Source organism: Vibrio sp. 1731 (assembly GCF_033339955.1).
Taxonomy (GTDB): Bacteria; Pseudomonadota; Gammaproteobacteria; order Enterobacterales; family Vibrionaceae; genus Vibrio; species Vibrio alginolyticus.
On the sequence record NZ_JAWOVO010000009.1, the window covers coordinates 210,553 to 236,042 of the forward strand.

A 25,490-nucleotide genomic window follows, 5' to 3' on the forward strand; every position below is an offset into this window, starting at 1 on the left:
GGTTAGCCATAATATTTGGCTTTCATTCGCAATGCTACATTCACCAAAGCAATCAATACAGGCACTTCGATCAGCGGGCCAATGACACCAGCAAAAGCTTGGTCTGAGTTTAGGCCAAACACCGCGATAGAAACCGCAATTGCCAATTCAAAGTTGTTGCCCGTTGCCGTGAAGGCAATCGATGCGTTTTTGTCGTAGTCGATGCCCATTTTCTTACCAACGAAGAAGCTGACAAAGAACATCAACACGAAGTAAATGGCCAGCGGAATTGCTACACGGAATACATCCATTGGCAGTTCAAGAATCATTTCACCTTTCAAGCTGAACATCAGTACGATGGTCGCAAGTAGGGCGATAAGCGTAATTGGTGAAATGCGTGGGATGAACACGTCGTTGTACCATTGTTCACCTTTCGCAGCGACCAGCCATTTACGGCTTAGGAAGCCCGCTAGGAATGGGATACCAAGGTAAATCAGAACGCTTTCCGCGATGTCCATCATCGAGATATCAACCACGAAACCTTCGTAACCAAAGACTGGTGGTAATACAGTGATGAATAACCATGCCATCACACTGTAAGTCACGATTTGGAAAGCGCTGTTTAGTGCAACTAGGGCTGCGCCGTATTCTTTGTTACCGCCACCGATATCGTTCCATACCAATACCATCGCAATACAACGAGCAAGACCGATCAGAATGATACCAACCATATAACCCGGATGATCACCTAGGAAAGTCAATGCAAGGATGAACATTAAAATAGGGCCGACAATCCAGTTCATGACTAAAGACAGCGTGATCGCTTTTTTATCTTTCGTCACTGTACCTAGCAGGTTGTAGTTCACCTTTGCGAGTGGCGGGTACATCATCAAAATCAAACCAATCGCGAGCGGTACGTTCGTGCTGCCGACTGACATTGACTCATTCCACTCAGCAACTTGAGGGAACGCTGCGCCAATACCTACACCGATTGCCATTGCGACAAAAATCCACACCGTTAGGTAACGGTCCAAGAAGCTCATTTTGTCGCTGGCACTATTTAAAACTTGAGTAGTCATAGTGTTCTCTTATTCGTTTATCGTCGAAAAGCGATAGTTGAAGGTATAGTTTATCTCTGCACGCCTGACCAGCGTGCAAAGGGAATCAATCAAATAACTTGGAAAAGCCTAGATTGAACTGATCAAACGCGTCGCGTTGAATACGGTAACACACCTTAGGTGGGTTTGGCTCGGCGCTGATAAAGCCTGCTTGCTTGAGAATACGCAAGTGCTCGGAAACAGTAGATTGCGCAAGACCCAGTTCAGAAACCAAATCACTGTTCAAACAACCGCCCATGGTATCGAGCGTGTGCAGGATATGCAGAATGCGCAAACGTGCTGGATGCGACAAAGCTTTTGCTTGCGCTGCTAGAGTTTGTTCTTTCTCGAGCTGTTGTTGCGTTGTCTGAAAAACGACTTCGCACGTCTCCTTGCACTTATCACTCATTCGCTGGCCTTAATAGTTAATCGTCGAATTGCGATAAAGTGTACGCCTGCTCTATGGAAGATGCAACAAATCGATGAAAAAATTAATCGTGAAATAACGATGAATAAAAAGTTGAAAAAATATATCTTTTAAAAACAGTGATATAATTAAAAATTAAGCAGGTTACTAAAAGTTAACTAATTGCACTATATTTCTAGGTTACCATAATAAACCACATCCGACGCACAATGGTTACTGCGTCATCTTGTGAACTTATTTAAAGGTAATCCCATGAGCAACGTACTGATCATCAATGCACACGAACCATCACCATATTCAGAAGGTCGTCTAAATGCTTCTCTTGTCGACAAAGCACAGACGCTTCTGCAAGCAAAAGGCCATGAGGTTCGCGTTGTGACAATGCAAGATGAGATCAACGTAGATGAGCAACTCGCACACTTTGAATGGGCTGATCGCGTGATCATCCAAAGCCCAATCAACTGGATGTCTGTGCCTTGGTCATTCAAAAAATACATGGACGACGTGTTTACTGCGGGTATGGGCGGCGCACTGTGTGCATTTGATGGCCGTAGCGCAGAAGAACCAAAGAAAAACTATGGTACAGGCGGTACTCAAACCAACAGCAAATACATGCTTTCACTGACATTCAACGCGCCAGAAGAATCGTTTGATGATGAGAGCGAATACCTATTCCAAGGTAAAGGCGTGGATGATTTGATGTTCCACATGCACGCTAACTTCCGCTTCTTTGGTATGTCAGCACTGCCTACATTCGCTTGTTACGACGTGATGAAGAACGCAGATATCGAAAACGATTTTGTTCGTTTCGAAGCTCACATTAACGAAAACTTCTAATCCTTTTAGAAAGATAGTGCGAACTGAATGATGAATTGAGATGGACTGCTACATGCGGTCCATTTTTATTTGTTTGCGGCGAGGTGACGTTTTTATTACTCTAAAGCACTAAATGTATCTAGCTTACTTTTCGTTACCTAGATTAGGTGCGTATCTTGAGGTGTATTGTGGAAAGCAGAATCAGTGTAGATAGCAAAGGTCGTAAGTCAGTGGTGAACGTATGTGCGGAGCCATGTGCTATCGAGAAAGGGATGCGTCTAATTGGTGGTAAATGGAAAGGTTCTCTGATTTATCATTTGAAAGACGGCCCAGTTCGTTTCAATGACTTAGCACGCATGCTAGGCGGTGCAAGTAAAAAGATGATCGACCAACGCCTGAAAGAGCTAGAAGCGGAAGGTATGGTGGTGCGCAAAGTGATCAGCGACCGCCCAATTGCCGTAAGCTATGAACTAACAGAGTTCGGCCGTACCGCACTTAAGATTCTTGATGATTTGCGAATTTGGTCTGAAAAGCATCAAATTGAGCTTCGTTAAGACCAAAGTAGTTAATCGCAAACGTTACTCTCTTTTGAAAGCTGATTAACAATACATCGCCGTTTATACCCAAGTAACTTAGATGTGCTTCATTCAAATCGTAATTTGTTTCGTAAAACAACGTACTCTTTCGAGTCAGGCATATCGAGGCTACTTGAGCATAATCGTACTTTTTAAGTTTTTGATTTCTAGTTATTATTTTATCATACTTAGTAAGTTGTAGAATAAATCACTCACTTCAGTTGAATTTAAAAAAGCACTATTTAATTCCAGTTTCTTTTCAAAATCGGAATATTTATCGAATTCCTCTTTCTCAACTAAACCTATTGGTGAGTTGTCGTTAACGTGGCTTTCATATTTTTTGATGGTATATAATTTAGACTTTTCGTCAAAATATTGAATTATCTTAATGTTAACGTCAGGTCTCTCCGTATTATACGTGATCGTAATTTTTTCATAATCTTTATTAATCGGAGTCGTAAGCCCTGTAGGGTAGATGATTTTAAACCCATTAATGTCATTCTTCTTCGTGCTTTTATAATGTTTTGAGTATGAAAAGTTTTCAATTGCACTTTTAGTGACGATAATTGACTCACCTTTCTTTAAACCGTATTCGGTACATTCATAATCGTCGACAACCGTAGAATTTCTTTTCTTTTCAATCAGGTAGGACAAGGTTGCAGATGTCCCTCCGTGTTCCAGTTTTTGTTGGTTTACAGAACAATAGAAATGACCTTTGTCCACCGTCATTGCGTTGACTTGTTCCGGATTTGAAATGGTGGGATGTATATCTTTTGCTGGATCGTTGTCGCTTCCTCCTGAACCGCATCCAACTAATCCGATACAAACGGCCATATAAAGCAAAGAGATTTTATTCATACTGTATTTCTCAATTAAGATGTGTGATTGCAAATAACGATTAATTATATTTATATAAAGTGAAAATTTTTATTTTTAATTGAACGGTGTTTTATTGATAATTTAATCGTTTGCTTTTATTTTGTCTCTTACGGTATCTATGTTTTCATTTATGGTATGAATTATTAGAATTGCACAATTGTGAGTTGCAATAGGATAATAATCGCTAGCCAACTACTTGTGTAGGTACCGTTATGATTTATGTATCCGTTAAGTCTAAGTTTTTAGTCTTAATTTCATGTATTTATCGTGAAAGTGACTTAGAAGTAAATACTTAACGTCGTTTGAGGGGAGCCTGGACTTCACTGATCTTGTTTTTCATCAAGACGTTGTATAATGAACAAGGACTCTATTTCCAACTTGTTGATACATATCAGATCTCACGGATCTGATATGCATTCCAAGTTATTCTCACTAAGGCAAGAATCCTAGCTTATTTAAGGATAGAAAGTTTACTTGGGTGTAGAAGATATTAGTAATCCAATGTGCCACGGATAGGGTAGTTATTGTTTGGATCGCGAATCCATGCCAATCCGCGTGATAGCGCGCCAAGCTCAGGGCGAACAAACGGGTTGTTTGAAATATCCACCACGTGTAAGTCGCCGTGTTCATTCACCACAAACAGACCTGGTTCTGCGAAATTATGATCGGTTTCCTGTTCAGATCGAGGAATAGATACATACAAGCCTAGCGTTTTCATTTGTTCTTCGGTCAGGCCGTAAGCGATAGAGAAGCTGATTTCGAGTTTCTCTAGATGCCCCTCTAGCTGTGCTTTTGAGTCGCCAGAAACGGCAAGAATATCGACGCCAGCATCAGCGAAAGCCTGTTTGTAACTCTCAAGCTCGTTGAGGTACTTAGTACAAAGAGGGCAGTGTTTACCACGATAAACGAATACTGCTTGCCAAGTCGCATCACCTTGCGGCTGACCCAACGTTACGCTTGAACCATCTAGCAAAGTGGCTTGAAGATGAGGGAAGCTGTCGCCCGCTTTAAGTTTCACTGAAGTTGCCATATTGACTCCCGAATTGGTGGTGTATATCCATGAATGCCCCTTTCTCAACAAAGCGATTGGGGGATGAGACTTCAATGTAGACTCTGTTTTGCGGTGTTTCAACTAGTTAACTTTTAGTAACCTGCAATAAGGTAGTAGAGTGCAAAAGATGAAAAAGCAGAACTTAAGATACAACGAAGTGGGGGTGTAGTATCAGGAGCTAAGTTCTGCTTGAGGTTAGGCTATGACCACTGGAACATATCGTTAAGATAAACCAGAGTCATCACTTCTATTTTATTACTCGATTGAGCTAGGCGTTGCTGAAAAAAGTACGCCATCATTGGCTTCTTCATTTTTTCCTCCTTTAGCTGACGAGTAAATTATGTGTATAAAAGGGGATATAAAAAAGAGAGTGCTTTTGTTGGCTTTTTTCCTAATAACGTAAATATATGGGGCTTTAAAGCCGAATTTGGAGGTTAATTGTGGAAAAGGGGAACAGATAATTAGGAAGTTTTCTTATTTTATTACCGCCAACTTAAGTAAACTATTCCTATCCACAAACTTCACAGATCTAAGGTTGATTCAGTGTCTGATCTCAATTTGTTTCGCTATTACCAACGATTACTCTCGTTTAGCGTTGGTGATGAAACAAAAACCACGTTACAGGACATTGCCGACATCATGTTCACTTCTTCTCGGCATGCTCGTAGCCTGCTAACGCAGATGCAGCAGAAGGCGTGGTTGAGCTGGCACCCGAAAGCTGGGCGGAACCAACGATCGACTCTTATTCTGAATATGGAGTTAGACGTTTTAAAAGAGAGCTTGGCTCTTGAACGTATCAAGTTAGGCAAGTATGAAAAAGCACTGGCGATATTAGATGAAGACGAAATGGCATTTGGCCGTTTGTTAAAAACAACGTCTGGTGCTTCTGTGCAAGAAGGACAGCTCAATATTCAATTAACCTATAAGCGAATGTTTGAGCGTGTCGTTCCACATCAACTTCAGCGTAGCAGCGAACGTTTCTTATTAAGGCAAATCTATTGTTGCTTAGTTTCGAGTGATCACAATGGGAAAGTGCAACCAGAACTCGCACATCACTGGCGTTATGACGAAGACACCTACGAATGGACTTTCTACCTTCGTCCAGGTCTGACTTTTCATAATGGTAATTCCATTGATGCAGAAACAGTGGTTAGCTTGTTTGCAAAGTTGAGTTCACTACAGTATTACGAAAAAGAGTTGGCACATGTTGCTAACATTACTGCGCCAACGCCATTGAAAGTTGTTTTTAAGCTTAATCGAGCTGACTTGGGCTTTGCTGGACTTATTTCTGGAGTGAAATACGGCATTCAACCAGTAAGCCAAGTTAACGTAGCGAATAACAAGCTGGTGGTCGGAAGTGGCCCATTCTCTGTTGTCGAGCACAATGAAAGTCGTTTAAAACTGCAAGCATTTAATGGTTACTATGCATGTAGAGTTCTAACGGATTTGGTGACTATCTGGATTGTTAATGACGAGCAAATGGAGAACCCGTCATTGGCAGCAAATACGTTGCAAAGGGATGCTTCGCCCGAGGAGGATTTGTGTGGACACTATATGTCGACGCAAAACCGAGAAAACTCATCGGCGAGCAAGCGTAGTCGAATAGAAGATGGTTGCTTATTCGCCTTATTTAATCAGCACGCTAAGCACAAACTCTCTTTAGCGCAGCGCCGTTATACTAGTGAGCTAATTCAACCTGAGCACTTGGCCGAAGTGATGCGCCGCGAGAATATTGTATTTGGGAGTATACCCGCTTATAACCTGCTACCAGGTTGGAAGCCAGTGCTCCGTCCGTTTAGTGAGCCGCTTAAGTTACCTAAACACATTACGATAGCCGGATATAACTATACCGCATTGCGTCGCTGTGCGCGGGCTATTTCTAATCGTTTGGCGAGTGTTGGCAGTAAAGTAGAAATTGTTATGTATTCCTACCGTGAGCTGAACGAGAAGGCTAAGAACGGTGAGCTAAATGAGACGATGGTCGTGACGAACATAAACCTAGATGATAATCGTCATGCCTCAGCGTTCACGAACTTCTTCAGCAACGCTGTGCTATTCCACACTTTGGGAGAAAAGAACGCACAATGGTTAGATGAACAACTACAGAGAGTCAGATCTTTCGTTCCACTTGAGGACTACCTTAATGCATTGGAGCCAATTGCATCGACGTTGATCAGCGAGTATTGGATTGCACCCATGTTCCACCATACACAAACTTTGCGTTTCCAAGGTGTTTTAGAAGACGTCGCTCTTACTAACTGGGGTTGGCCAGATATTCGCTCGGTGTGGTCTGCGGATTAACTGCCTTAGTTATATAGCAAAGTGCTGCTTCACGAATTCAATGAAGGCTCTGGTTTTCGCCGATTGATAGATGAGCTGCGGATACACCAAGTACACCGCGTTGTGCTGGTGGTCGGTTTCTTCCGATAAAACCTGCACTAGACGGCCGTGCTCAACGTCTTGTTCGACAAAGTAACTTGCTAACCGAGCAATGCCATTGCCAGACAGGGCTGATTCTTTGAGTAAGCGGTTTTCATTGCTTGAAAGCCAACCTTGGGTTTGAACTGTTCCCGTTTTTAACGGCCACTCTTTTTGATGCAATGTGGTTAAGCATTGATGCTCTTGTAAATCATCTAATGTCTCCGGCGTACCTTCTTCTTGCAGATACTGAGGAGAGGCAACCAGCCAGTGGTGGTAGTCCAAAAGGTGATGCGCAATCATATTCTCTGGCGGCGTTCTTGTCGCTCGAAACGCAAAATCAACGCTGGTTTCTGTCAGATTAAACGCTTGATAGCTAGAAAGGATCTCGAACTCTACGTTTGGATGTAAAGCGCGAAACGCTACGCACAAATCATGCAGCACCGCTTCAGCAAACATCTTGGGAGCGGTAAGACGAATCAGACCGTCTATTTGTTCAGATCGCTGACTTAAACTCTTTTCCATTTCCATTACGCGGCGTTTGAGATCTTCCGCTTGTGCAAAGATCGATTCACCTTCTGCCGTCAATCTCACGCTGCGTGTGGTTCGAACAATCAAAGGCGTTGCGAGTTCCGATTCCAATCGCTTGATTTGTTCCGACAGGTAACTTTTAGAGATACCAAGTTGCTCTGCTGCTCTAGAAAAGTTGAGTGTTTGAGCCACTTCAGCAAACAGCATCAGTTTTTCGATTCTCTTATAATCTGCCATCTTTATTGCTCGCTTTAATTGTTCGGTAACGAGGATAATGAATTCGATTTTACGGTATTAAACTAATTTTTACGAACGGTAAGATGGTTCGAGTTAATTTAAGAAATTGAAGATGCAGAAATCGGAAAAGTGAGAATAACGATGAACAATCCAACACTACCGCTCGCCAAAACCTTACCTAACGTTAGCCGCTTGGTCTTCGGCTGTATGGGACTTGGAGGGGAGTGGAATCGCAACCCATTAACCGCCCAAGATGAAAACCAAGCTTATGCCGCTGTAGAGGCAGCATTAGAGGTTGGCATCAATCTCTTTGATCATGCGGATATCTACAAATTCGGTAAGGCTGAAGAAGTGTTTGGGCGCATCTTAGCCAATGACTCAACCTTACGAGAACGAATGTATCTGCAATCAAAGTGCGGCATCCGTCTAGGAGATGAGCAAGGTGTTAAGCAGTATGACTTCTCTGCCAAATGGGTGACGGCTTCTGTTGAGGGCATTCTTGAACGCCTTGGCGTGGAAAATCTTGATGTTTTGATGCTGCATCGTCCTGATCCTTTGGTTGAATTTGAAGAACTGGGCACAACGCTAAAAGCCCTGAAACAAGCTGGCAAAGTTAACCACTTCGGTGTTTCTAACATGAACAGTGCTCAAATTGACCTTCTTCAACAAGCAACGGGCGAAGTTGTTGTGGCGAACCAGTTGGAAATGAGTCTGGCTAAGTCTGACTTTATTAAGCAAGGCATGGGGCTTCCTTCGTCGGAATCTGACTACGTTGCGGGAACACTGGAACATGCCCGTAAGCATAATATCCAACTGCAAGCGTGGGGCAGTATGGCGCAAGGAAGATTCTCAGAGCGTGGTTTACATTCTGATGATCACAACACCAGACAGACGGCGGAGATGGTGATGGCGCTAGCAGCTGAATATGGCGTGTCGTCTGAGGCGATTGTTTTAGCCTTCCTAACGCGTCACCCAAACCAAATTCAGCCTGTTATTGGTACTGCAAACCCACAGCGTATTCGCGCTTGTGCTCAAGTAGAGAACGTCACGCTATCACGTAGCCATTGGTATGGCTTGTTCGAGAAAACCCTTGGTCATGAGATCCCGTAGGAGAGAAAAATGAAATACGTACAAGTTCAAACTCTGATTCAAACGGCATTGGAAATTGCGACTGCTCGCAAGCAGAACATTGCGGTTGCCGTGGTTGATACACATGGAGAATTGCTCGGTTTTGCCCGAATGGATGATGTGAGTGTGCAAGCAGGTTTGTTGGCACATAACAAAGCTTACACCTCGGCTAGAGACCGTCAGCCTAGCGGCAATCTGGGTGCTTGGGCTCGTGAGACGGGTAAGCAGTTGAGTTATTGGACTGACCCGAAGATCACAGGCTTTATGGGTGGTGTACCTGTAGAACAAGAGGGGAAAGTCGTCGGTGCAATTGGTATCAGTGGTTTGGCTGAGCAAGATGATGAAGCACTTGCGATGGAAGTATTAAACGCGCGTTGAGTATAATGTTTATCAGTAGGTGTGATGCTTTGTCCCGCTTTGTACTCACTGTAGGGACTCAAGTTCACAGGCTTCGTCGAGTCACAGTGCTATCTAATAGCCTGAAGTAAGCAGAAGTTGAAATCGCGAACTATGATTAATTTATTTGAAAGCTTTGAGGCCTAAATATGTTTCATAAGGTATTCGTTTCGCTATTTTTTGTTCTCCTCTCAGGCTGTGGTACGAGTGACAGCGCGTTAAAAGAGAGCGGTTATGATGAAGCTTATATCCAAGGCTTTCATGACGGTCGGCATAGTGGTATGCAAGAGGCAGGGAATGATTTTGAACACTATATTAAGGACGAAACAAGGTATCAAACCGACTCAGATTATCGACAAGGCTGGGATGCTGGTGAGGTAGAGGGTAACAAGTTACAAAAGCAGGCGACCGCGATAGGACAAGGCATGATTGATAATTCGTATGAAGAACGTGATGTCTTTGATCCTGATAAAGTGGCGAAAGATGCAATAAAAGGCGTTGATACATCGGAATTAAAAAGCCTAGAGTAACGGACTGATATAAAGAATAAAACTCGTCATTTGACGAGTTTTATTTTTGTCTAAACGATTCATGTTTCAACGCTCAACAGGACATTCACGTTTGGGTATGAGTAATGTGGTTAATCACCTTTCTTGTTCTTTTGTTCAAGGATTAACGATAACAGGCGAACGAGCAGGGACTGAGCTTCCGGTGAGAGCAATCGCGCCACGGCCGTTAAGTCATTTGCTGTGACATGCTGAACATCACGTACATCTAAGGCAATATCTAGGTCAGTCAAATGAAGCGAACGCAATATGGCACGATATTGTGAGAGTTTAAGATCGGACTCTCCGCGCTCGATCCTTTGATATGTTTTTACGCTCATTCCAGCGATGTTTGCCATTTGCTCACGGGAGAGGCCATTCGATTTTCGTCTTGCGATCAGTGCTTGAATTATAGGGTCTACCTGCATGTGCTCTCCTGAAAGGACAGTTTTGACCTAAACGGAGCAAGAAGTGGACCAGTTTAACCACCACATATTTACCTGCTTTGCAATCAGTATAAAAATAACTGTCTTATAAAAACGTAAATATTTTAGTCAGTTATTAACTCAATGGAAAAGTATCAATCATACAAATCAATAGAAACGAAAGCTTCTATTCGCAAAATGCAACGCATTTTAGATCATTTATTTAGTGAAATTGATCAGCAACATCGTGAGACTAAAGAGAATGTTGTGACACTGATTCAACAGTCACAACAGCGATTGATGAACTACAAAGAGCTTTACCTTCACAAAGAATCGATAAGTGAAGTAGAGCTGCGGATGGCGCATGAAAACATGAGTGAGACTGAGAAGCAGGTCGCCGATATGGGTATTCCAGTGTTAACTTATATCATTGGCGCGCTAGATAAAGCGTATTAACACAGTCGTAAAGTCGGGCGATACAAGATTTACGCAATTTCGATCAATTGATGACATCTAAAAGAAAGGATGCAAATGCTGGGGAACCACACCCAGCATTCGGACACTCATTTACCTATATTTTCGAACCGTAAATCAGTGTTTAGAGGTATGTGAACCGAACGTGTCGGTACGCAGCGAATAATAGCGATATTGTCCGATCTAGGCTACGTCCTCGGAATCTAACACCTTCACTTAAACTGTAAATTAATCTGTACACCCAGCCAAATTGAGCCATTGAGCACGTTCTTCCTTCTCTTTAAGCGATAAAAGACTAATTAGTGACGAAAAAAACAACACATCTTAGGTAAAAGATAAGAGTTGTTAAAATATATCGCTATAAGATTGACCTTTTGCTTTTCAATCGTCCTGCTTATGCCTTACAATCTTTTCGAACCAAATCCATTCATAACGAATGGGGTTGATGAATTAAGATGAACAATTTTGCTTCGAACCCAAAGTTGCGCACATTTCATCAACGATGACATCGCCAAAAACGACTCTCAAGTGTTCATGTGCAAATGATTAACCACCTTTTGTTGCGTGTCTTCTTAGCCATACAGGGCTCTTGTAACATAGTGCTCTTGTAACCAAATTTTGACTAAGTCGGAGCGTTTTGTTGTGTGCTTTAGATAAAGCACAACTGGCGAGAAATTAACGGATTGAATTTAGAGGTATTAACCGTGAACCTAAAACTTGTCGGCAGCTCCCTGATCGTTGCAGGTACTGCTCTTGGCGCTGGTATGCTTGCTATACCAATGGTGCTTGCTCAATTTGGCCTCCTTTGGGGCACTCTTCTTATGTTGTTCATCTGGGCTGGAACGACTTATGCTGCGCTGCTCCTTCTTGAAGCCAGTTGCAAAGTAGGTGGTGGTGTGAGCATGAATGCAATTGCTCGCGAAACGCTTGGTAAAGGAGGCCAGTTGGTAACCAACAGCTTGCTTTACGCCCTGTTAGTTTGTCTATTAATGGCTTACATCATTGGTGCGGGTGATCTCGTACAAAAAGTAACAGCCTCAATTGGGCTTCCAACATCTACGATCTCAAGCCAAGTCGGTTTTACTCTTTTAGTTGGTATCATTGTTTCGGCAGGTACAGGGGTAGTAGATAAGCTGAATCGCGGTTTGTTCCTAGGCATGATCGTAGCGCTGATCCTGACACTTTTTGCGCTTGCACCAAGCGTCTCGTTTGAAGGACTTGATGAGGTTGTGAGCGACGATAAAATGGCACTTATCAAAACCAGTTCGGTGCTTTTCACCAGTTTCGGTTTTATGGTCGTGATCCCATCGCTTGTAACTTACAACAAAGAAGCGAGTAAAACACAGCTGCGTAATATGATTATCGTGGGCTCAACTATTCCGCTTGTTTGTTACCTATTATGGTTGTTAGCGGTTGTCGGCAATCTACCACCTCATGAGCTTGTTCAATACTCCAACGTAACAGAGTTGATCTCGGTACTAGGTCAGCAATACGAGGGCTTAGAGTTCATCCTATCCATGTTTACTGGTTTGGCACTACTAACGTCGTTCTTAGGTGTTGCAATGGCGCTATACGATCAAAATGCAGACCTACTGAAAGCAAGTAAGCCAGTGATTTTTGTTACTACTTTTGTGCTACCACTATTAGGTGCTGTATTTGCGCCAGAACACTTCCTAGCTATTCTCAGCTACGCGGGGATTATTCTTGTGTTTCTCGCGGTCTTTGTTCCATTATCAATGACCATGAAAGTGCGTCGAGTGCCGGTAGAAGATGACAATATTTATGAAGCTGGTGGCGGCGCAATGGGAATGAGCATGATCTTCCTATTCGGCTGTTTCTTGCTGTTTGCCCAAGCAGTATAAAATCACGCTAGCTTATTTAAAAACTGAGCCGCTCGTAGTCAAACGGGCGGCTTTTTTGTATTCATAGCCGAACCCAGGCCACTCGAAGTCATCAGCATTTGTGATGTTTGACGTTTCTCTGATAATCACGGTTAGCGCTGACTTTTTAGTAAAACTCCTTAGCGAAAGGCTGACATGTACAGTGATTCACCCTTCTATTATATCGATGTTGATATGAATAAGAGGCTCTGTTGTGTCAAAGCAATTATCTTTTGCCATGGTTGGCGTTATGTTGTCTTTAGGTGTGTTGAGTACAGAAGCGGTGGCTGACCCGAAGCATAAGCATGGACATCGGTACGATCACCATCATGCGCATCACCACCATCATAAACACAAGCGCAAGCACAAGCATAAACACAAACATCGTGACGTTATTTATGTGGAGACCAGACGACCAAGGCGCAGTTACTATTACCATGACCGAATTCCTCGGAATAGTACCTACATAAAGATTGGAGATTTCACTTATCTAAAAGTGGACGACCGTTATTATCGCCGTTCTAATGATCGCTATATCCATGTCGAGTTCAATTAAACTTGAAAGGGCACATAGTCGGCGTTCTTGTAATGTTGAGCTTAATAGCAACAACATGTCACATGTAACATCGACCAATACTAGGGTTGAGGGTTAAAAACAAAAACAGCGAGCCGGTGCTCGCTGCTTTTGCTTAGATGAGTGTTAGACAGTAAATCTATTTAAGATTTGATCTTGTTTATGTACATCTTCTTGTTGCGCCTGCATCGCGTCGTTGGTTCGATTTGCCGATTCGGCGACTTGAGTCGATAGGTCTTTAATATTCACCGTATTGTTGTTGATCTCTTCAGCGACAAGGCTTTGCTCTTCCGCTGCTGAGGCAATTTGCAAGTTCATATCGGAAATACGCTGAATCGCGTCACGAATGCGTTGTAACGCACTATTTGCTAAATCCGCTTTTTCAACGGCCTCTATAGCACTACCTTTGCTTTGATGCATGGCATTTGCCACAGAAGAAGCGCCAGATTGTAGTTGCTCAATCATAGTACGAATCTCTGTTGTCGACTCTTGAGTACGTTGTGCCAGTGTACGGACTTCATCTGCAACAACGGCGAAGCCTCGGCCAGATTCTCCCGCACGTGCAGCCTCGATTGCGGCATTCAACGCGAGTAAGTTCGTTTGGTCCGCAATATCGTTGATGACTTTTAGAATCGTTTCGATATTGGCGGTAGCAGATTCCAACACTTGTACTTCTTCGACTGCAAGGTCAATGCTATCGGAAAGCATGTTTATCGTTTGTGTCGATTCACCAACGATAGAAGACCCCTCAACCGTTGCTTGGTCGGCTTCTTTGGCTGCACTTGCCGCACCTTGCGCATTATTAGCAACCTCTGTCGCGGTGACAGACATCTCATGCATCGCGGTAGCAAGTTGTTCTAGCTCTTGCAGTTGAGTGTGAATTGCGCCTGCCGAGTCTTTTGCGCCCTCAGCGGTGATTTGAGTTCCGTTTAAAATTTGATCAGAAATACGTTTCGACTCAATGATTTGCTGTTGTAAGTTCTCCATGAACGTATTGAAGTTTGTGGCAAGCTCAGAAAACTCTTGGTCAGTATCTGTTTCGAGGCGTTGTGTAAGGTCGCCTTTCCCTGATGCTACATCTTTAATCGCATTGTTTAGCGTGTCCAAAGGACGCATGAGAGTGCGAATCAACAGAGTTAGGGCGATAATAGATGCAATCACGGCAATGATTGAATAAATAATAGCGTTGTTACGAAGCTCTCCTACGGCAGAATAGGCAACAGCTTCATCGATCACCGAACCTACGTACCAGTTCTCGCCAGGAATGTGAGTCAGGTTAACCATGTAGCGGTTGCCATCAATCTCAACATGTTGTGCTGATTGCGTAAGTTCGATTTGCGGGAGGTAGCTACCGACTTTCTCACCGTTGTATTTACTTTGAGGGTGAGCAATGGTTGTGCCATCAGCGGTGACCAGAAATAAGTAACCAGCATCAAACAGATTCACTTGGTTGACCAGATCTGAAAGGGTAGTTAATTCGAGGTCATAAAACATACCGGCTAAAAACTGGCCATTTTCTTTTACTGGTGTACCAACAGAGATGATAACGTTTTTCGAAGACGCATCGACGTACGGATCGGTTACGACCAAATCGCCTTTGCTCTTAGCTGCAATAAACCAAGGACGCTGACGTGGGTCGTAGTCTGGACCCGCATCCCAGCCGTCGTCATTTTCAATCACAAAGCCATTACTTTCATAACCAAAACCGATGGCAAGGAAGCTGCTTTTTGGTGTGGGTCTTTCAAGTATGTTTTGAACATAGCTATGTGAACTGGGGTCAAGCTCAATCACTTCAGTAATGGAGCGAGCGAGATCCTTCTTTGCATTCATTTCTGATTGCACAGTGTTACCAACACTGGTCAATATCTCGTTGACACTTGAGTCGATTTGCTCCTGAGTTTGGGAGCGGATGGTCATAACTTGTTGTGTCGACAATAACGACACGGTAATTAGCAGCAAAAATGAAGAGGCTGTGACAACCTTATGTCTGAATTTCATGAGCTTTCCTCTGATTCTCCCGGTTGGTTCCACTTTGCTTTCGCCTCTTTTAAACCGAGCGAATTGGGCATAAAGAGAAACCTATTGTGTTTGGTTATATTTTTATCGACATCTTTGTCAAAAACATGAACTCATTTGTCGTCTTTTTTAACTAAATTTAAACAAACCGACAATTTACGTTAAAACTTGTGAGTGTGATCATGTTTGCGAGCTCAATTAATGAAATCGTCATAATGAAAAGAATTGCTTAACAAACAGTGGCATTAACTGGCTTTACAGGTGAGGTGATGAAAATTTTGTTGGTGCTGAAAGGTGTTTTGTTGAAGTTTTGTCTTTGTAAATTATGAGCTTTTTACTAAAAGCCTAATGTGGACGGAGTTTTAGGTATAAAAAAGGCCCCGACGATGCGGAGCCTTTGTTAATTGACGTCTCGATTTTAGAAAATAAGATGAGCAACGCCAGCAATCACAGGTAACGTGATTAACGTACGTAAAATGAAAATTACGAAGAGCTCTACAATGTTTACTGGAATTTTGCTGCCTAACAGTAGGGCACCTACTTCCGACATGTAAATAAGCTGAGTTACTGACATTGCTGCAATAACAAAACGTGTCATTTCGTTATCGATTGAGGCCGCTAAAATTGCTGGAATAAACATATCCGCAAAGCCAACAACGATTGTCTGTGATGCTGCAACAGCTTCAGGGACTTGCAGTAGCTCTAGGTATGGGATAAACGGTTGACCCAGAATTGCAAATACAGGTGTGTATTCTGCAATCACCAATGCAACGGTACCAAGACCCATCACTACAGGTAATACGCCAAATACCATGTCGACTGCGTTGTGTACGCCTTCTTTAAATACAGACTGAACCGATGTGACTTGACCAGCACGCTTAAGAGCTAGATCCATACCCCAAGAGAATGTGGTGTGGCCTTCTGGCACTGCATCTGCGTCTTTATCTGGGTTGCTGCCGTCAATGTAGCGATCTTTCTTCAGACTAAGCGGAGGCAGGCGAGGAATGATAATCGCAGCTACGATACCAGCTAGACAGATAGCGCCGTAGAAAGGCAAAAATAAGTGCTCTAGTTTTACCTGAGCGATAACAACTAGGCTAAACGTGATCGATACTGCTGAGAAAGTGGTCCCGACAACAGCCGCTTCACGCTGAGTATAGAACTTATTTTCGTATTGCTTGCTGGTTAGCAAGATACCAACACTTCCGTCGCCTAACCAAGATGCCATACAGTCAATTGCACTGCGGCCAGGTAGGTTGAATACCGGACGCATTATTTTACTGAGTAACGCACCAAATAGCTCCAGAAGACCGAAGTTCAAAAGAAGCGGAAGCAGTAAACCCGCGAAAATGAAAACGGCAAACAGAGTAGGTAGGAGACCAGTAAGAACAAGCCCGCCAGTGTTTTCTTCCCAAATTGCTTTTGGACCCACTTGGAAAAACGTCATTAACACGGCAGCGCCGCCGATTAAACGAACAACGAGCCAAAGTGGAGATGGGTTGAAGAGACCGTTTAAAAAACCATTACGTAAAATTGCAGCTGGCTTAAAAATTTTGCAAAGAACAGAAGCAACGGCCATGAAAGCGATGATACTGGTGACGATAGCAATCAAGGTATCGCCTAACACCGCTGGGATGACTTTTGCCATCACGGCAACGGGAATGGTTAGGCCACCATCGTAAGAGATCGGAGCCATAAAGAGTAGAAGACCAATTAGGGAAGGGATGAAAAACATCCAAAAGTTGCCCTTAGGAGCTTCAGTAGCATTAGTGGTGTTATGCATAGTTGTCTCGTGTTACTACTAGTCAATACTTGCCATTTCCATGACATAAATATTCACTAAACATCCGTATTTAATCACAGTTTTGCGGAGGGTACCCGCAAACTGCATCCATTGCAATACTATTCATTAAATACATCTAGTTATTCAGCCGATTTGTCGGGTAATTGGTCAAATAACGTCTAAGTGTATGCGAATATGTTGCTTGTGTTAGAAAATTGTAGCACGAGGGGCGAATTGCGCAGTGAATTATGGGGCGCATTGTGACTGGAATAATAAAATGGTAAACAAATGTGATTTTGATCTAACTAACTTCTTTGCCAGAAATTCAGTTAGCCTTATCTATTCTAAGGTTTTTAGTGGTGTCAAAATACCGTTCAGCGTTTCTTGTACCGTTGCAGTGTGAACCTATTGAGCCAAATCCGATTGAAGCATGTCGCTTCAATCGGATCGAAATTTTATGCTTTTTGTTGACGGCTAAGTATGTATAGGTAACTCCAGTAAATCAGAGCTGTAGAAAAAGCCAATATTGCTGGGAAAACCAGCGTATATAAACCATATACCGTAAATAGAGCCGCTCCCGCGACGCCGCCAAACAAAAAGCCAAAGAAAATGAATAGGAATAATTTTGCTTTACGTCGGTCAAATTGACGACCTCTCAAGCTCTCTCCAATCATAATCCCTAGATCGGTGATGATTCCGGTCATATGTGTGGTTCTGACTACTGCGCCGCTAAACGTGGTGATCATTGCGTTTTGTAATCCACATGCTGCTGATGCTAGATATTGGCCGTACAAATCCCCTTGCACCAAAAAGCCCAAGCTGAGTAAGAGCAAGCTCCCTTCTATGCACAGTGCAACACCATATCTTCGCCCTAGTTTTAACGCACTGCTTTCAATAAAAAAGCCGCTAAAGGCAGCGCCAATCAAAAAGCTAAATACGATGAAGAGCAGGTGAATGGAGCTATCCACACCTGTTAGCAAGCTGTTCCCTAGCTGAGTTACGGTTCCCGAAAGATGAGTTATCGCTTGGTGTTGAAAGCCGAGAAGACCAACGGCGTTGACGCAGCCCGCGAGAAGAGCTAGTAGAAACGCGCCATATTCCACCCAACGAGGAAGTCTGGAAATCACAATAAACCCCAACCAAATATTAGGAGCCGATTATAACGCTCACACCGAGTTACGAAACCCTTTACAGTAAAACTCGATTGATCATTCTCAAAAAAATCTCACTTATAGGTCGTTTGTCCGAGCCAAAGTAAATACGTGAACGCGGATTGCTCGCTAGCAGATGTGTTCCGTTGTGCATTCGAAACTCACCCACCCGTGTTTCATTTGTTCATAGACTGAAACGGTAGGTTGGTGGAACTCTTTATCGGTAAATAGACCGACGGGAATGATCATGATTTCCGGGTATGCAGAAACGAACAACCTCATTGTCGTGCCGCAGGATGGACAAAAGTCATACTGAACCTCACTGCCATCATCGCCAATTCGGGTATAGCTAGTGACTTCACCGTTTAAAGTGACGTGCTCTTTTTCAAAGCGAGCTTGTACCCCAAAAACACTGCCAGTTCGTTTTTGGCATTCGAAGCAATGGCAGACAGACGTGTGGGTGGGCTCTCCCTTACAACGGATCTCAACTAAACCGCAGGCGCACTCGCATGTATGAATGGTTTTTGTCATCGTGATTACCTATTTGTCCCAATACACCAATAGACCTAGAGCACAGAGCTTGTGTCACTAGCTCGTTATGAGCTCTGGACTTGAAACTATTTGGATACAATCAGTTTAGTTTAATTTTGAAACACTTGAAGAGGTGAAATCATTTGGGTATACAATGGTATACTCGCTTTTCGTTTATACCTTGAAACAAGGAACTCTTCATGACTCACAAAAAAATCCTGCCGATACCACTTATTCTACTTATTCCAATCGTTTTATTGGTTGTGGTTGTGATCGCAGGTGTTTATCGTTTTAGTTTGTCTGATGACGAGATCATGGCTAAGTTTCCTCAAACAAAAGTAGAAACGAACGTTATTGTGCAAGAGACGCTTGGTATCACTGCACGTAATCCTTGGACGATCCAAGTCCCCGAGCAGGGTGCGGTCACTTTTCTTGATGAGTGGGATAAAGAAAACGGCTATTTGATAGGTGACTATGATGCAGGTGTGACGAAAGGTCAGGTACTTGTTCCAACTGCGTCGATTAGTCAGCGTGAGATTGAAGGTGTTTCATGGGTTGTTGCACCGATGATTGTAACGACACAAGGTAGCGGTTCGTTTAACTATGTTGGCTTGTTCAAGTTTGACCCCTTGCCGAGCCGAGTTGTCCTTTTAGACAGTATTTTTGTTGGTGACCGCGTGAAATTTACTCAGCTCGAATGGAAAAGTGATACAACTATCACGCTTTCATATTTAGCGCACGGTGACGATCAAGCAATGGCAGACACGCCAAATCAATTCAATTCATCCACATTACAGCGTGTAGGGAATAACTTACATATGCAACAGTGATGAATTTTTTTTGAGTTCTGTAAAAATTCAGTATTTTCTGCGCTAGATCTCGAAATTTCCTAGTGATTTCTTATTCGGGAATGCATAAGCTATGAGCCTTGTTTGAAAGGAGATAGTAATTCCCGTGTCTACAAATGAAATTACAAGACGGTTGCCGAATCTGACAAGTCGTAGAGCGCTGCTGTTATACTCCTTGCCAGTTTTAGTTGCGATTGGTGTTTCTCACTCTCTCAAAGAGTCATCTTTAACCAAAACCATCGCATTGAACCTACCTGAATCTCAGGTCGTTGAAAAAATTCTTGATGCGACAACTGCCGAAGTTGTCACTCCCCCGAACTTCGAATATCAAATCCAAACAGGTGACAACCTAAGCACTATTTTTAGTCAGCTAGGTTTCGGTTACAGCTCGTTAATGAAAGTAATGGAAACGGATTTGAACTACTTGGCACTTGATACACTTAAGCCGGGCAATACGCTCCGTTTCTGGCGTGATGATGCAACAGGCGAGTTAGCGAAAATGGAACTGCAATTTTCTATTGCAGATAAAGTGGTCTACAAGCTGAATAGTGATGGTAGCTATGACTTTACTGATATTTCCATTCCTGGCGTGTGGAGCCAAGAACCTTTAGTTGGCGTTATTCAAGGCAGTTTTTCTTCTTCTGCCAGTCGTTTAGGTTTAACGTCGGCGGAAGTGAGTCAAGTCGTAAGCTTACTCAAAGAACAACTTAACTTTGGACGTGATCTTCGTGCAGGTGATCGATTTGAAGTTGTTCGTCGCTCACAAAGCATCAATGGTGTACCAACAGGTAAGAACGAAATTGAGGCGATTAAGATTTATAATCGCGGCCGCGAGATCACCGCTTACCTTCATACTGATGGTCAATTCTACAATGCCAAAGGTGAAAGCTTACAGCGCGCATTCCAGCGTTACCCTGTAAGTAGCCGTTGGCGTATCAGTTCTGGCTTTAATCCTAATCGTTTACATCCAGTAACGGGGCGTGTTGCGCCGCACAACGGCACTGACTTTGCTGTACCAACCGGTACACCAGTCGTTTCTACTGGTGATGGTACAGTGATCATGACTCGTAAACACCCTTATGCGGGTAACTACGTGGTTGTTGAGCACGGCAGCAAATACAAAACCCGTTACTTACACCTAAGTAAGATTTTGGTGAAGAAAGGGCAAAAGGTTTCTCGAGGCCAGCGTATCGGTCTTTCTGGTAAAACAGGTCGAGTGACTGGGCCACACCTTCACTATGAGTTGATTGAATACGGCCGTCCAGTTAACGCTATGCGAGCAAATATCCCAATGGCGAGTTCTGTTCCTAAGAAAGAGATGGCTACTTTTGTCGCGAACAGAGATGAAATGGATAGACTATTACGCGATAAAGAGAAAGCAGTGCTGTAATAAAGTACTTCGCTCAAAAAACAAAAAGAGACTAAGCATAGCTTGGTCTCTTTTACTTTGTGCATTAACTAGATTTGAATTCTATGACAGCAGTCTGTTCAGTACGTTAGGCACTCCGCACTTCACGTTCATTTATCAGGTGTACGATTTCTTCAACACTGTGTGGACGAGAGTAAAAATAACCTTGGATGTAGTGGCAGCCCATTTCAATTAACTTTTGTAGTGCTCTATCGTCTTCTACGCCTTCGGCAATCAAATCCACATCAAGCAGCTCTGCCAATTGCGCTATCAAAAACACTACTTGTTCAGAGGTTGTATTTGAGAGCATGTTCTGCACAAAGGTAGCATCGATTTTGATGCTATCAATCGGATAATTGTGTATATAGTTCAAGCTTGAGTATCCCGTACCAAAATCATCCAGTGCGACTTTAAAACCCAAGTATCGCAACGAGTTAAGTACCATCTGTTCACGGCCACTTTGTGAGAGTAAGACGGTCTCGGTGAGCTCTATAACAAAGTCTTTTGCTTCGTGCTGATACTTTTCAACCATGTTGGTTAAGTGATTAATATAACGGTTGGAATCAACCAGCTCATACGCTGAGCAATTGATGGAGAGTTTGACTTTATAGCCTAGGTTCGCTTCGAGTTCTTGCTTTGCGATACACGCGAGTTCAATAATCCGTTCACCTAACTCGATAATCAGGCCTGATTGCTCGGCAGCTTCAATGAACTCCGCTGGAGAGATATTTCCATAGATATTGCTATTCCAACGAGTCAAAATTTCAAAGTAATTCCAGCGGTCGCTCGTGATATCGACGATCGGTTGAACCACTACATATAACTCATCGCTGTCTTGTATATCAGTACTTAGCTGGATTCGCATTGCCTCAATAAGCTGCGTCCTACGGTGGTATAACGCACTAAGGTGTGTGTCGTAATGCTGAATCCGTGTATCGCGGTGTTTTTTACAATCTTTGAGAGCGAGACTGGCATTCAAAATCAGCTCATCGCTGTTCAACATATGTACTGGGGCACGTGCAATACCAATACTAACGGTGAAAGAAATCCGGTTAGATTTGTCGCTGTAGCCGCTTTCAATTTTGTCGAGTACTTCCTGACACACGGCGACAGGATCTTCGTCGTACGTGATGAAGGCGAATTCATCTCCTGCAACACGGAACGCATTGTTTGGCGACGACAAGCTCTGTTGAATGGCGTTAGCTGTGAACTTAATGATTTGGTCGCCGATATAGTTTCCGTTGATATCATTGATCGATTTGAAATTATCGATATCAAGATACGCCAAACTGAATGGGCGAGTCGCCTGCTGCGTTAATGTCTCCAAGGTATCAGCTAAACAGCTACGGTTGAGCAGTCCAGTTAGGTTATCATGCGATACCTCATAGCTAAGCTGATTAAGAAGCTTATCTGAACGTTCACTGACCCACTTTTCACGTAAGCTATGAATAATGACATTGGCATAAAATCGGTGGAAGTCGAGGATATCTTGCGCTTCTTTCGCGTGGATGCTTCGGGTAAAGGTAGACAGTAAAATTCCCAGAACTTCGCCATTTTGTGTCTTCAATGGCAGGCCAATGTAAGCTTGAATGCCATCTTCTTGAAACATCTGATCTTCAGGAAAACGCTTGTATACCTGGTCTTGATAGAAAATATGTTCGCCAATGTCTTTCGCCACTTTTTCACAGGGGGTGCCTGAAAGGTGGTAGCTTAGGTTGTCTGTAATTTTTCCATTGCTGGCGAAGGAGATGGTATGAGCCGAATGCTGAAGATGCGCAACTTCTACAACGCAAGTGCAATGGCTCTGCAAGTGTTGATGAATATCTAGCGTGACTCGGTTTAGCTGAGCCGTGCCGTTTAGCTTCAATATCTCATCAATTTTGTGGAAACTGATTTGTACCTGACCCATTGAGCATTTCACCTAGCGTTGTTATTAACATATCGTGTAAGACACGACGAATTATTATTTGATATGCATCAAATAAACTATCGGTTACTAAGGCAGATTTTTCAAATTTTGTGAACGAACAAATCATTATTTTCATGTTTTTATGCTTGAACCTTTTAAAGCTATAACGATAAAAACGCTAAGCTAGGCGCGCTTCTCCTCTTCCAATCGTGATTTGAGATAATCGAGGAATAGCTTAGTTCGGGTATGCTGATAATCCAGCTTTGGATAGTAGGCATATACAGTGGCTTTATCCGCTGTGATATCGGGCAGGATAGGGACTAACGCGCCGGATTTGAGATCATCTTTGATCATGACGTTGTTCGTCATCAAAATACCCATGCCTCTTTTGGCGCCATGAAACAGCGCTTCTGGGTTGGTCGTGGCAAAGTTACCGGACAAGCTGATACGTTTGCCTCGATTTGTTTTGATTTCTCGTGAGGGTTTTTCTCCCCAAATCAGGACATTATGCTCTGTCAGATCCTCAACGCATTGTGGTGTGCCATATTTCTTTAGGTAACTAGGCGCGGCGTAAAACTGGGCTTTATGTTCGAAAAGTGCAGTAGCTTTGAAACTTAGAGAGTTCAGTTGCTCTAATTCCCGGCTAATAAACAGGTCTAAGCTTAGCTCTGGCAATTGGCCTGGTAGCGTTGTTGTTAATTGAAGTGTGATGTCTGGATATTTATCAAGAAAATCATCAAGATAATGAACTAGAAACTTGGAACCAACGGCCAGCGTTGCCCCAATTTTTAATAGTCCCGCTGGTGATTGGTTGACTGAGCGAGTTTCATCTAATACCGATTGCCATGAATCAAGCTGACTTTTTGCTCGTTGATAAAACAGCGCACCAGCTTCAGTTTGGCTAATTGAGCGGGTCGTACGTTTGAGTAGTTGAACGCCAATTTTATCTTCTAGCCATTGAACTCGCTTACTGATAGCTGAGCTGGTGGTATTGAGTTTCCGCGCTGCGGCATTAAAGCTACCTTCTTCGACCACACGAATATAACTCTTCACGCTTTGAATCCAGTCCATTGTATCTCCTTGGGAATTAATTCCTTTCCAACTTAGCTGATTATCATCTTTGAGTATCAAATATACACTGTTTGCCATCAATCTGTCACAAAGTAGGAGGAACGTTTGCGTAAAACACCATTGTTATTAGCGATGATGATCATTGCCACAGGCCAAGTTGGCGTTAGTATTTATCTTCCTTCTTTGCCATTGATTGGTCATGACTTGAATTTACCGCAACATTCGATTCAGAATCTCGTCACGCTATTTCTCGTTGGCTTCGGTATCTCTCAGCTTTTTTACGGCCCATTGTCTGATGCGATTGGTCGTCGGCCAGTGTTTATTCTGGGGCAAAGTGTATATCTAGTTGGTACGGTTATTTGCATCGTGTTTTCGGACAACATTGTTGCCCTTGAAGCGGGACGGTTACTGCAAGGCCTAGGAGCGGGCAGCGCTTCGGTACTTGGTCGGTCAGTACTGCGTGATAGTTATGACGGTATGCAATTAACCAAAGCGCTATCTTATATTTCAGTCACTGCTTCAGTGATGCCAATTATTGCTCCGCTGTTTGGTGGCTGGATTGCTTTTCACCTGAGTTGGCATGCTGTCTTCGTGTTTGTGCTGATTTACTTAATGGCAATTTTTACACTTGGTTTATTGGTGCTGCCAGAAACGCTGCCTTATCCGAAGAGAAAATTTAAAGTAGGCGAAGTAAGCGCGAACTATTTGCGTCTGTTAACGAATACACAAGTGATTGGTAGTGCGAGCTACAACTGGCTTAGTTATTTATCGGCTCTGGTTACGCTCTCCTTGTATCCATTTTTAATGCAACAAGAGTTAGGATTAACGGCGGCAGATTACGGCTCTTTGATGATCATACCATCAGTTGGTTTGCTGACGGGTAGCTTAGTGCTGAATTTGATCAATGCTCGTTACAAAGCTCAGCAAATCTTGCTGATGAGTTTCGCGATTGTTGCTATTGCTGGCTTCATGTTGTTGGTTACCCCCTTCAGTGTATTTTCATTGCTGACGGCATTCACGTGTTTAAGTTTTGCTCAAGGAATGTCATTCCCGGTATCGATCAGTTTGCTACTTTCACCACATAAGCAACAGGCAGGCGCGGTTTCTGCGCTATCTGGTTCTATTCAAATGTGTTTAGCAGGTTTGTTTGGTGGGTACTTAGTAGACTCATGGGTTACGAATCAGCAGCAGCTTGGGGTGTTTTATTTGTTTATTGCGTTACTTTCTTGCTTTGTTCTTGTACTAAGCCAATTTCGTAAAGTGCCAGAAGGGACGGTTCAAGCAGAAACTTCCATCTGAATATACTTGCAACCAGAAGGTCGGCTTTCTAAAATGCGCAGC

At 43.2% G+C, this 25,490-nt stretch carries 24 protein-coding genes; 12 read left to right on the forward strand and 12 right to left on the reverse strand.

All coding sequences use genetic code 11. The features are described 5' to 3' along the window. Positions 1–2: 2 nt before the first annotated feature. Together arsB and R7035_RS13080 are read right to left on the reverse strand one after the other, a co-directional pair. Complete coding sequence (gene arsB / locus R7035_RS13075; protein ID WP_005385145.1) at positions 3–1,058, reverse strand: ACR3 family arsenite efflux transporter; 1,056 nt, start codon at positions 1,056–1,058, stop codon at positions 3–5. An 85-nt stretch (positions 1,059–1,143) separates the two neighbouring features. Further along, entirely contained in the window at positions 1,144–1,485 is a 342-nt protein-coding gene (locus R7035_RS13080) for an ArsR/SmtB family transcription factor (protein WP_213891168.1), read from the reverse strand. Between the two features lie 270 nt (positions 1,486–1,755). On the opposite strand from R7035_RS13080, the gene R7035_RS13085 reads away from it, so the two are divergent. Together R7035_RS13085 and R7035_RS13090 are read left to right on the forward strand one after the other, a co-directional pair. After that, entirely contained in the window at positions 1,756–2,340 is a 585-nt protein-coding gene (locus R7035_RS13085; protein ID WP_017635228.1) for an NAD(P)H-dependent oxidoreductase, read from the forward strand. 167 nt (positions 2,341–2,507) lie between these two features. Continuing rightward, on the forward strand, positions 2,508–2,873 hold the full coding sequence (locus R7035_RS13090; protein WP_054865851.1) for a winged helix-turn-helix transcriptional regulator: 366 nt from the start codon (positions 2,508–2,510) through the stop codon (positions 2,871–2,873). Positions 2,874–3,068: 195 nt separating this feature from the next. Here R7035_RS13090 and R7035_RS13095 read toward each other — a convergent pair whose 3' ends face one another. Then, entirely contained in the window at positions 3,069–3,752 is a 684-nt protein-coding gene (locus R7035_RS13095) for a hypothetical protein (protein ID WP_054865852.1), read from the reverse strand. Positions 3,753–4,263: 511 nt separating this feature from the next. Beyond that, a complete protein-coding gene (locus tag R7035_RS13100) occupies positions 4,264–4,803 on the reverse strand; it encodes a redoxin domain-containing protein (RefSeq protein ID WP_104980833.1) in 540 nt (179 codons plus the stop codon). Between the two features lie 564 nt (positions 4,804–5,367). Here R7035_RS13100 and R7035_RS13105 point away from each other — a divergent pair. Next, a complete protein-coding gene (locus tag R7035_RS13105) occupies positions 5,368–7,125 on the forward strand; it encodes an SgrR family transcriptional regulator (RefSeq protein WP_005375462.1) in 1,758 nt (585 codons plus the stop codon). A gap of 9 nt (positions 7,126–7,134) precedes the next feature. Here the strand turns inward: R7035_RS13105 and R7035_RS13110 are convergent, their stop codons facing one another. Further along, positions 7,135–8,010, reverse strand: a complete 876-nt coding sequence (locus R7035_RS13110; RefSeq protein WP_017635840.1) for a LysR family transcriptional regulator — start codon at positions 8,008–8,010, stop codon at positions 7,135–7,137. Between the two features lie 141 nt (positions 8,011–8,151). Here R7035_RS13110 and R7035_RS13115 point away from each other — a divergent pair, with 141 nt between their 5' ends. The 3 genes from R7035_RS13115 to R7035_RS13125 all read left to right on the forward strand — a co-directional run bounded on the left by R7035_RS13115 (position 8,152) and on the right by R7035_RS13125 (position 10,064). Further along, entirely contained in the window at positions 8,152–9,120 is a 969-nt protein-coding gene (locus R7035_RS13115) for an aldo/keto reductase family oxidoreductase (protein ID WP_033906813.1), read from the forward strand. Between the two features lie 9 nt (positions 9,121–9,129). After that, positions 9,130–9,516, forward strand: coding sequence for a GlcG/HbpS family heme-binding protein (locus R7035_RS13120; RefSeq protein WP_005375465.1), 387 nt, complete (start codon positions 9,130–9,132; stop codon positions 9,514–9,516). Between the two features lie 167 nt (positions 9,517–9,683). After that, on the forward strand, positions 9,684–10,064 hold the full coding sequence (locus tag R7035_RS13125) for a hypothetical protein (protein WP_005375467.1): 381 nt from the start codon (positions 9,684–9,686) through the stop codon (positions 10,062–10,064). Positions 10,065–10,174: 110 nt separating this feature from the next. On the opposite strand, the gene R7035_RS13130 is transcribed toward R7035_RS13125, so the two are convergent. Then, entirely contained in the window at positions 10,175–10,507 is a 333-nt protein-coding gene (locus tag R7035_RS13130) for a helix-turn-helix transcriptional regulator (protein ID WP_005375470.1), read from the reverse strand. Between the two features lie 141 nt (positions 10,508–10,648). On the opposite strand from R7035_RS13130, the gene R7035_RS13135 reads away from it, so the two are divergent. The 3 genes from R7035_RS13135 to R7035_RS13145 all read left to right on the forward strand — a co-directional run bounded on the left by R7035_RS13135 (position 10,649) and on the right by R7035_RS13145 (position 13,414). Beyond that, on the forward strand, positions 10,649–10,960 hold the full coding sequence (locus tag R7035_RS13135) for a hypothetical protein (protein WP_005375472.1): 312 nt from the start codon (positions 10,649–10,651) through the stop codon (positions 10,958–10,960). A 722-nt stretch (positions 10,961–11,682) separates the two neighbouring features. Next, a complete protein-coding gene (locus R7035_RS13140; protein WP_005375474.1) occupies positions 11,683–12,840 on the forward strand; it encodes an amino acid permease in 1,158 nt (385 codons plus the stop codon). 232 nt (positions 12,841–13,072) lie between these two features. Continuing rightward, positions 13,073–13,414, forward strand: a complete 342-nt coding sequence (locus R7035_RS13145) for a hypothetical protein (protein WP_080276968.1) — start codon at positions 13,073–13,075, stop codon at positions 13,412–13,414. A 144-nt stretch (positions 13,415–13,558) separates the two neighbouring features. Here the strand turns inward: R7035_RS13145 and R7035_RS13150 are convergent, their stop codons facing one another. The 4 genes from R7035_RS13150 to R7035_RS13165 all read right to left on the reverse strand — a co-directional run bounded on the left by R7035_RS13150 (position 13,559) and on the right by R7035_RS13165 (position 18,913). Beyond that, a complete protein-coding gene (locus tag R7035_RS13150; protein ID WP_054574423.1) occupies positions 13,559–15,430 on the reverse strand; it encodes a methyl-accepting chemotaxis protein in 1,872 nt (623 codons plus the stop codon). Between the two features lie 436 nt (positions 15,431–15,866). Beyond that, on the reverse strand, positions 15,867–17,231 hold the full coding sequence (locus tag R7035_RS13155; RefSeq protein WP_017635848.1) for a YjiH family protein: 1,365 nt from the start codon (positions 17,229–17,231) through the stop codon (positions 15,867–15,869). A 455-nt stretch (positions 17,232–17,686) separates the two neighbouring features. Further along, on the reverse strand, positions 17,687–18,358 hold the full coding sequence (locus R7035_RS13160; RefSeq protein ID WP_005375484.1) for a YoaK family protein: 672 nt from the start codon (positions 18,356–18,358) through the stop codon (positions 17,687–17,689). 153 nt (positions 18,359–18,511) lie between these two features. After that, a complete protein-coding gene (locus R7035_RS13165; protein ID WP_017635849.1) occupies positions 18,512–18,913 on the reverse strand; it encodes a GFA family protein in 402 nt (133 codons plus the stop codon). A gap of 200 nt (positions 18,914–19,113) precedes the next feature. Between R7035_RS13165 and R7035_RS13170 the strand changes: the two genes are divergently transcribed. Beyond that, positions 19,114–19,743 (forward strand): hypothetical protein, encoded by a 630-nt coding sequence (locus tag R7035_RS13170; protein ID WP_206952743.1) that lies wholly within the window; start codon positions 19,114–19,116, stop codon positions 19,741–19,743. Between the two features lie 124 nt (positions 19,744–19,867). After that, on the forward strand, positions 19,868–21,151 hold the full coding sequence (locus tag R7035_RS13175; protein ID WP_064369150.1) for a peptidoglycan DD-metalloendopeptidase family protein: 1,284 nt from the start codon (positions 19,868–19,870) through the stop codon (positions 21,149–21,151). Positions 21,152–21,257: 106 nt separating this feature from the next. On the opposite strand, the gene R7035_RS13180 is transcribed toward R7035_RS13175, so the two are convergent. Beyond that, complete coding sequence (locus tag R7035_RS13180; RefSeq protein ID WP_005375494.1) at positions 21,258–23,078, reverse strand: putative bifunctional diguanylate cyclase/phosphodiesterase; 1,821 nt, start codon at positions 23,076–23,078, stop codon at positions 21,258–21,260. Between the two features lie 183 nt (positions 23,079–23,261). Further along, complete coding sequence (locus tag R7035_RS13185; RefSeq protein ID WP_025768470.1) at positions 23,262–24,149, reverse strand: LysR family transcriptional regulator; 888 nt, start codon at positions 24,147–24,149, stop codon at positions 23,262–23,264. A 105-nt stretch (positions 24,150–24,254) separates the two neighbouring features. On the opposite strand from R7035_RS13185, the gene R7035_RS13190 reads away from it, so the two are divergent. Beyond that, positions 24,255–25,448, forward strand: a complete 1,194-nt coding sequence (locus R7035_RS13190) for a multidrug effflux MFS transporter (RefSeq protein ID WP_158173156.1) — start codon at positions 24,255–24,257, stop codon at positions 25,446–25,448. Positions 25,449–25,490: the final 42 nt, after the last annotated feature.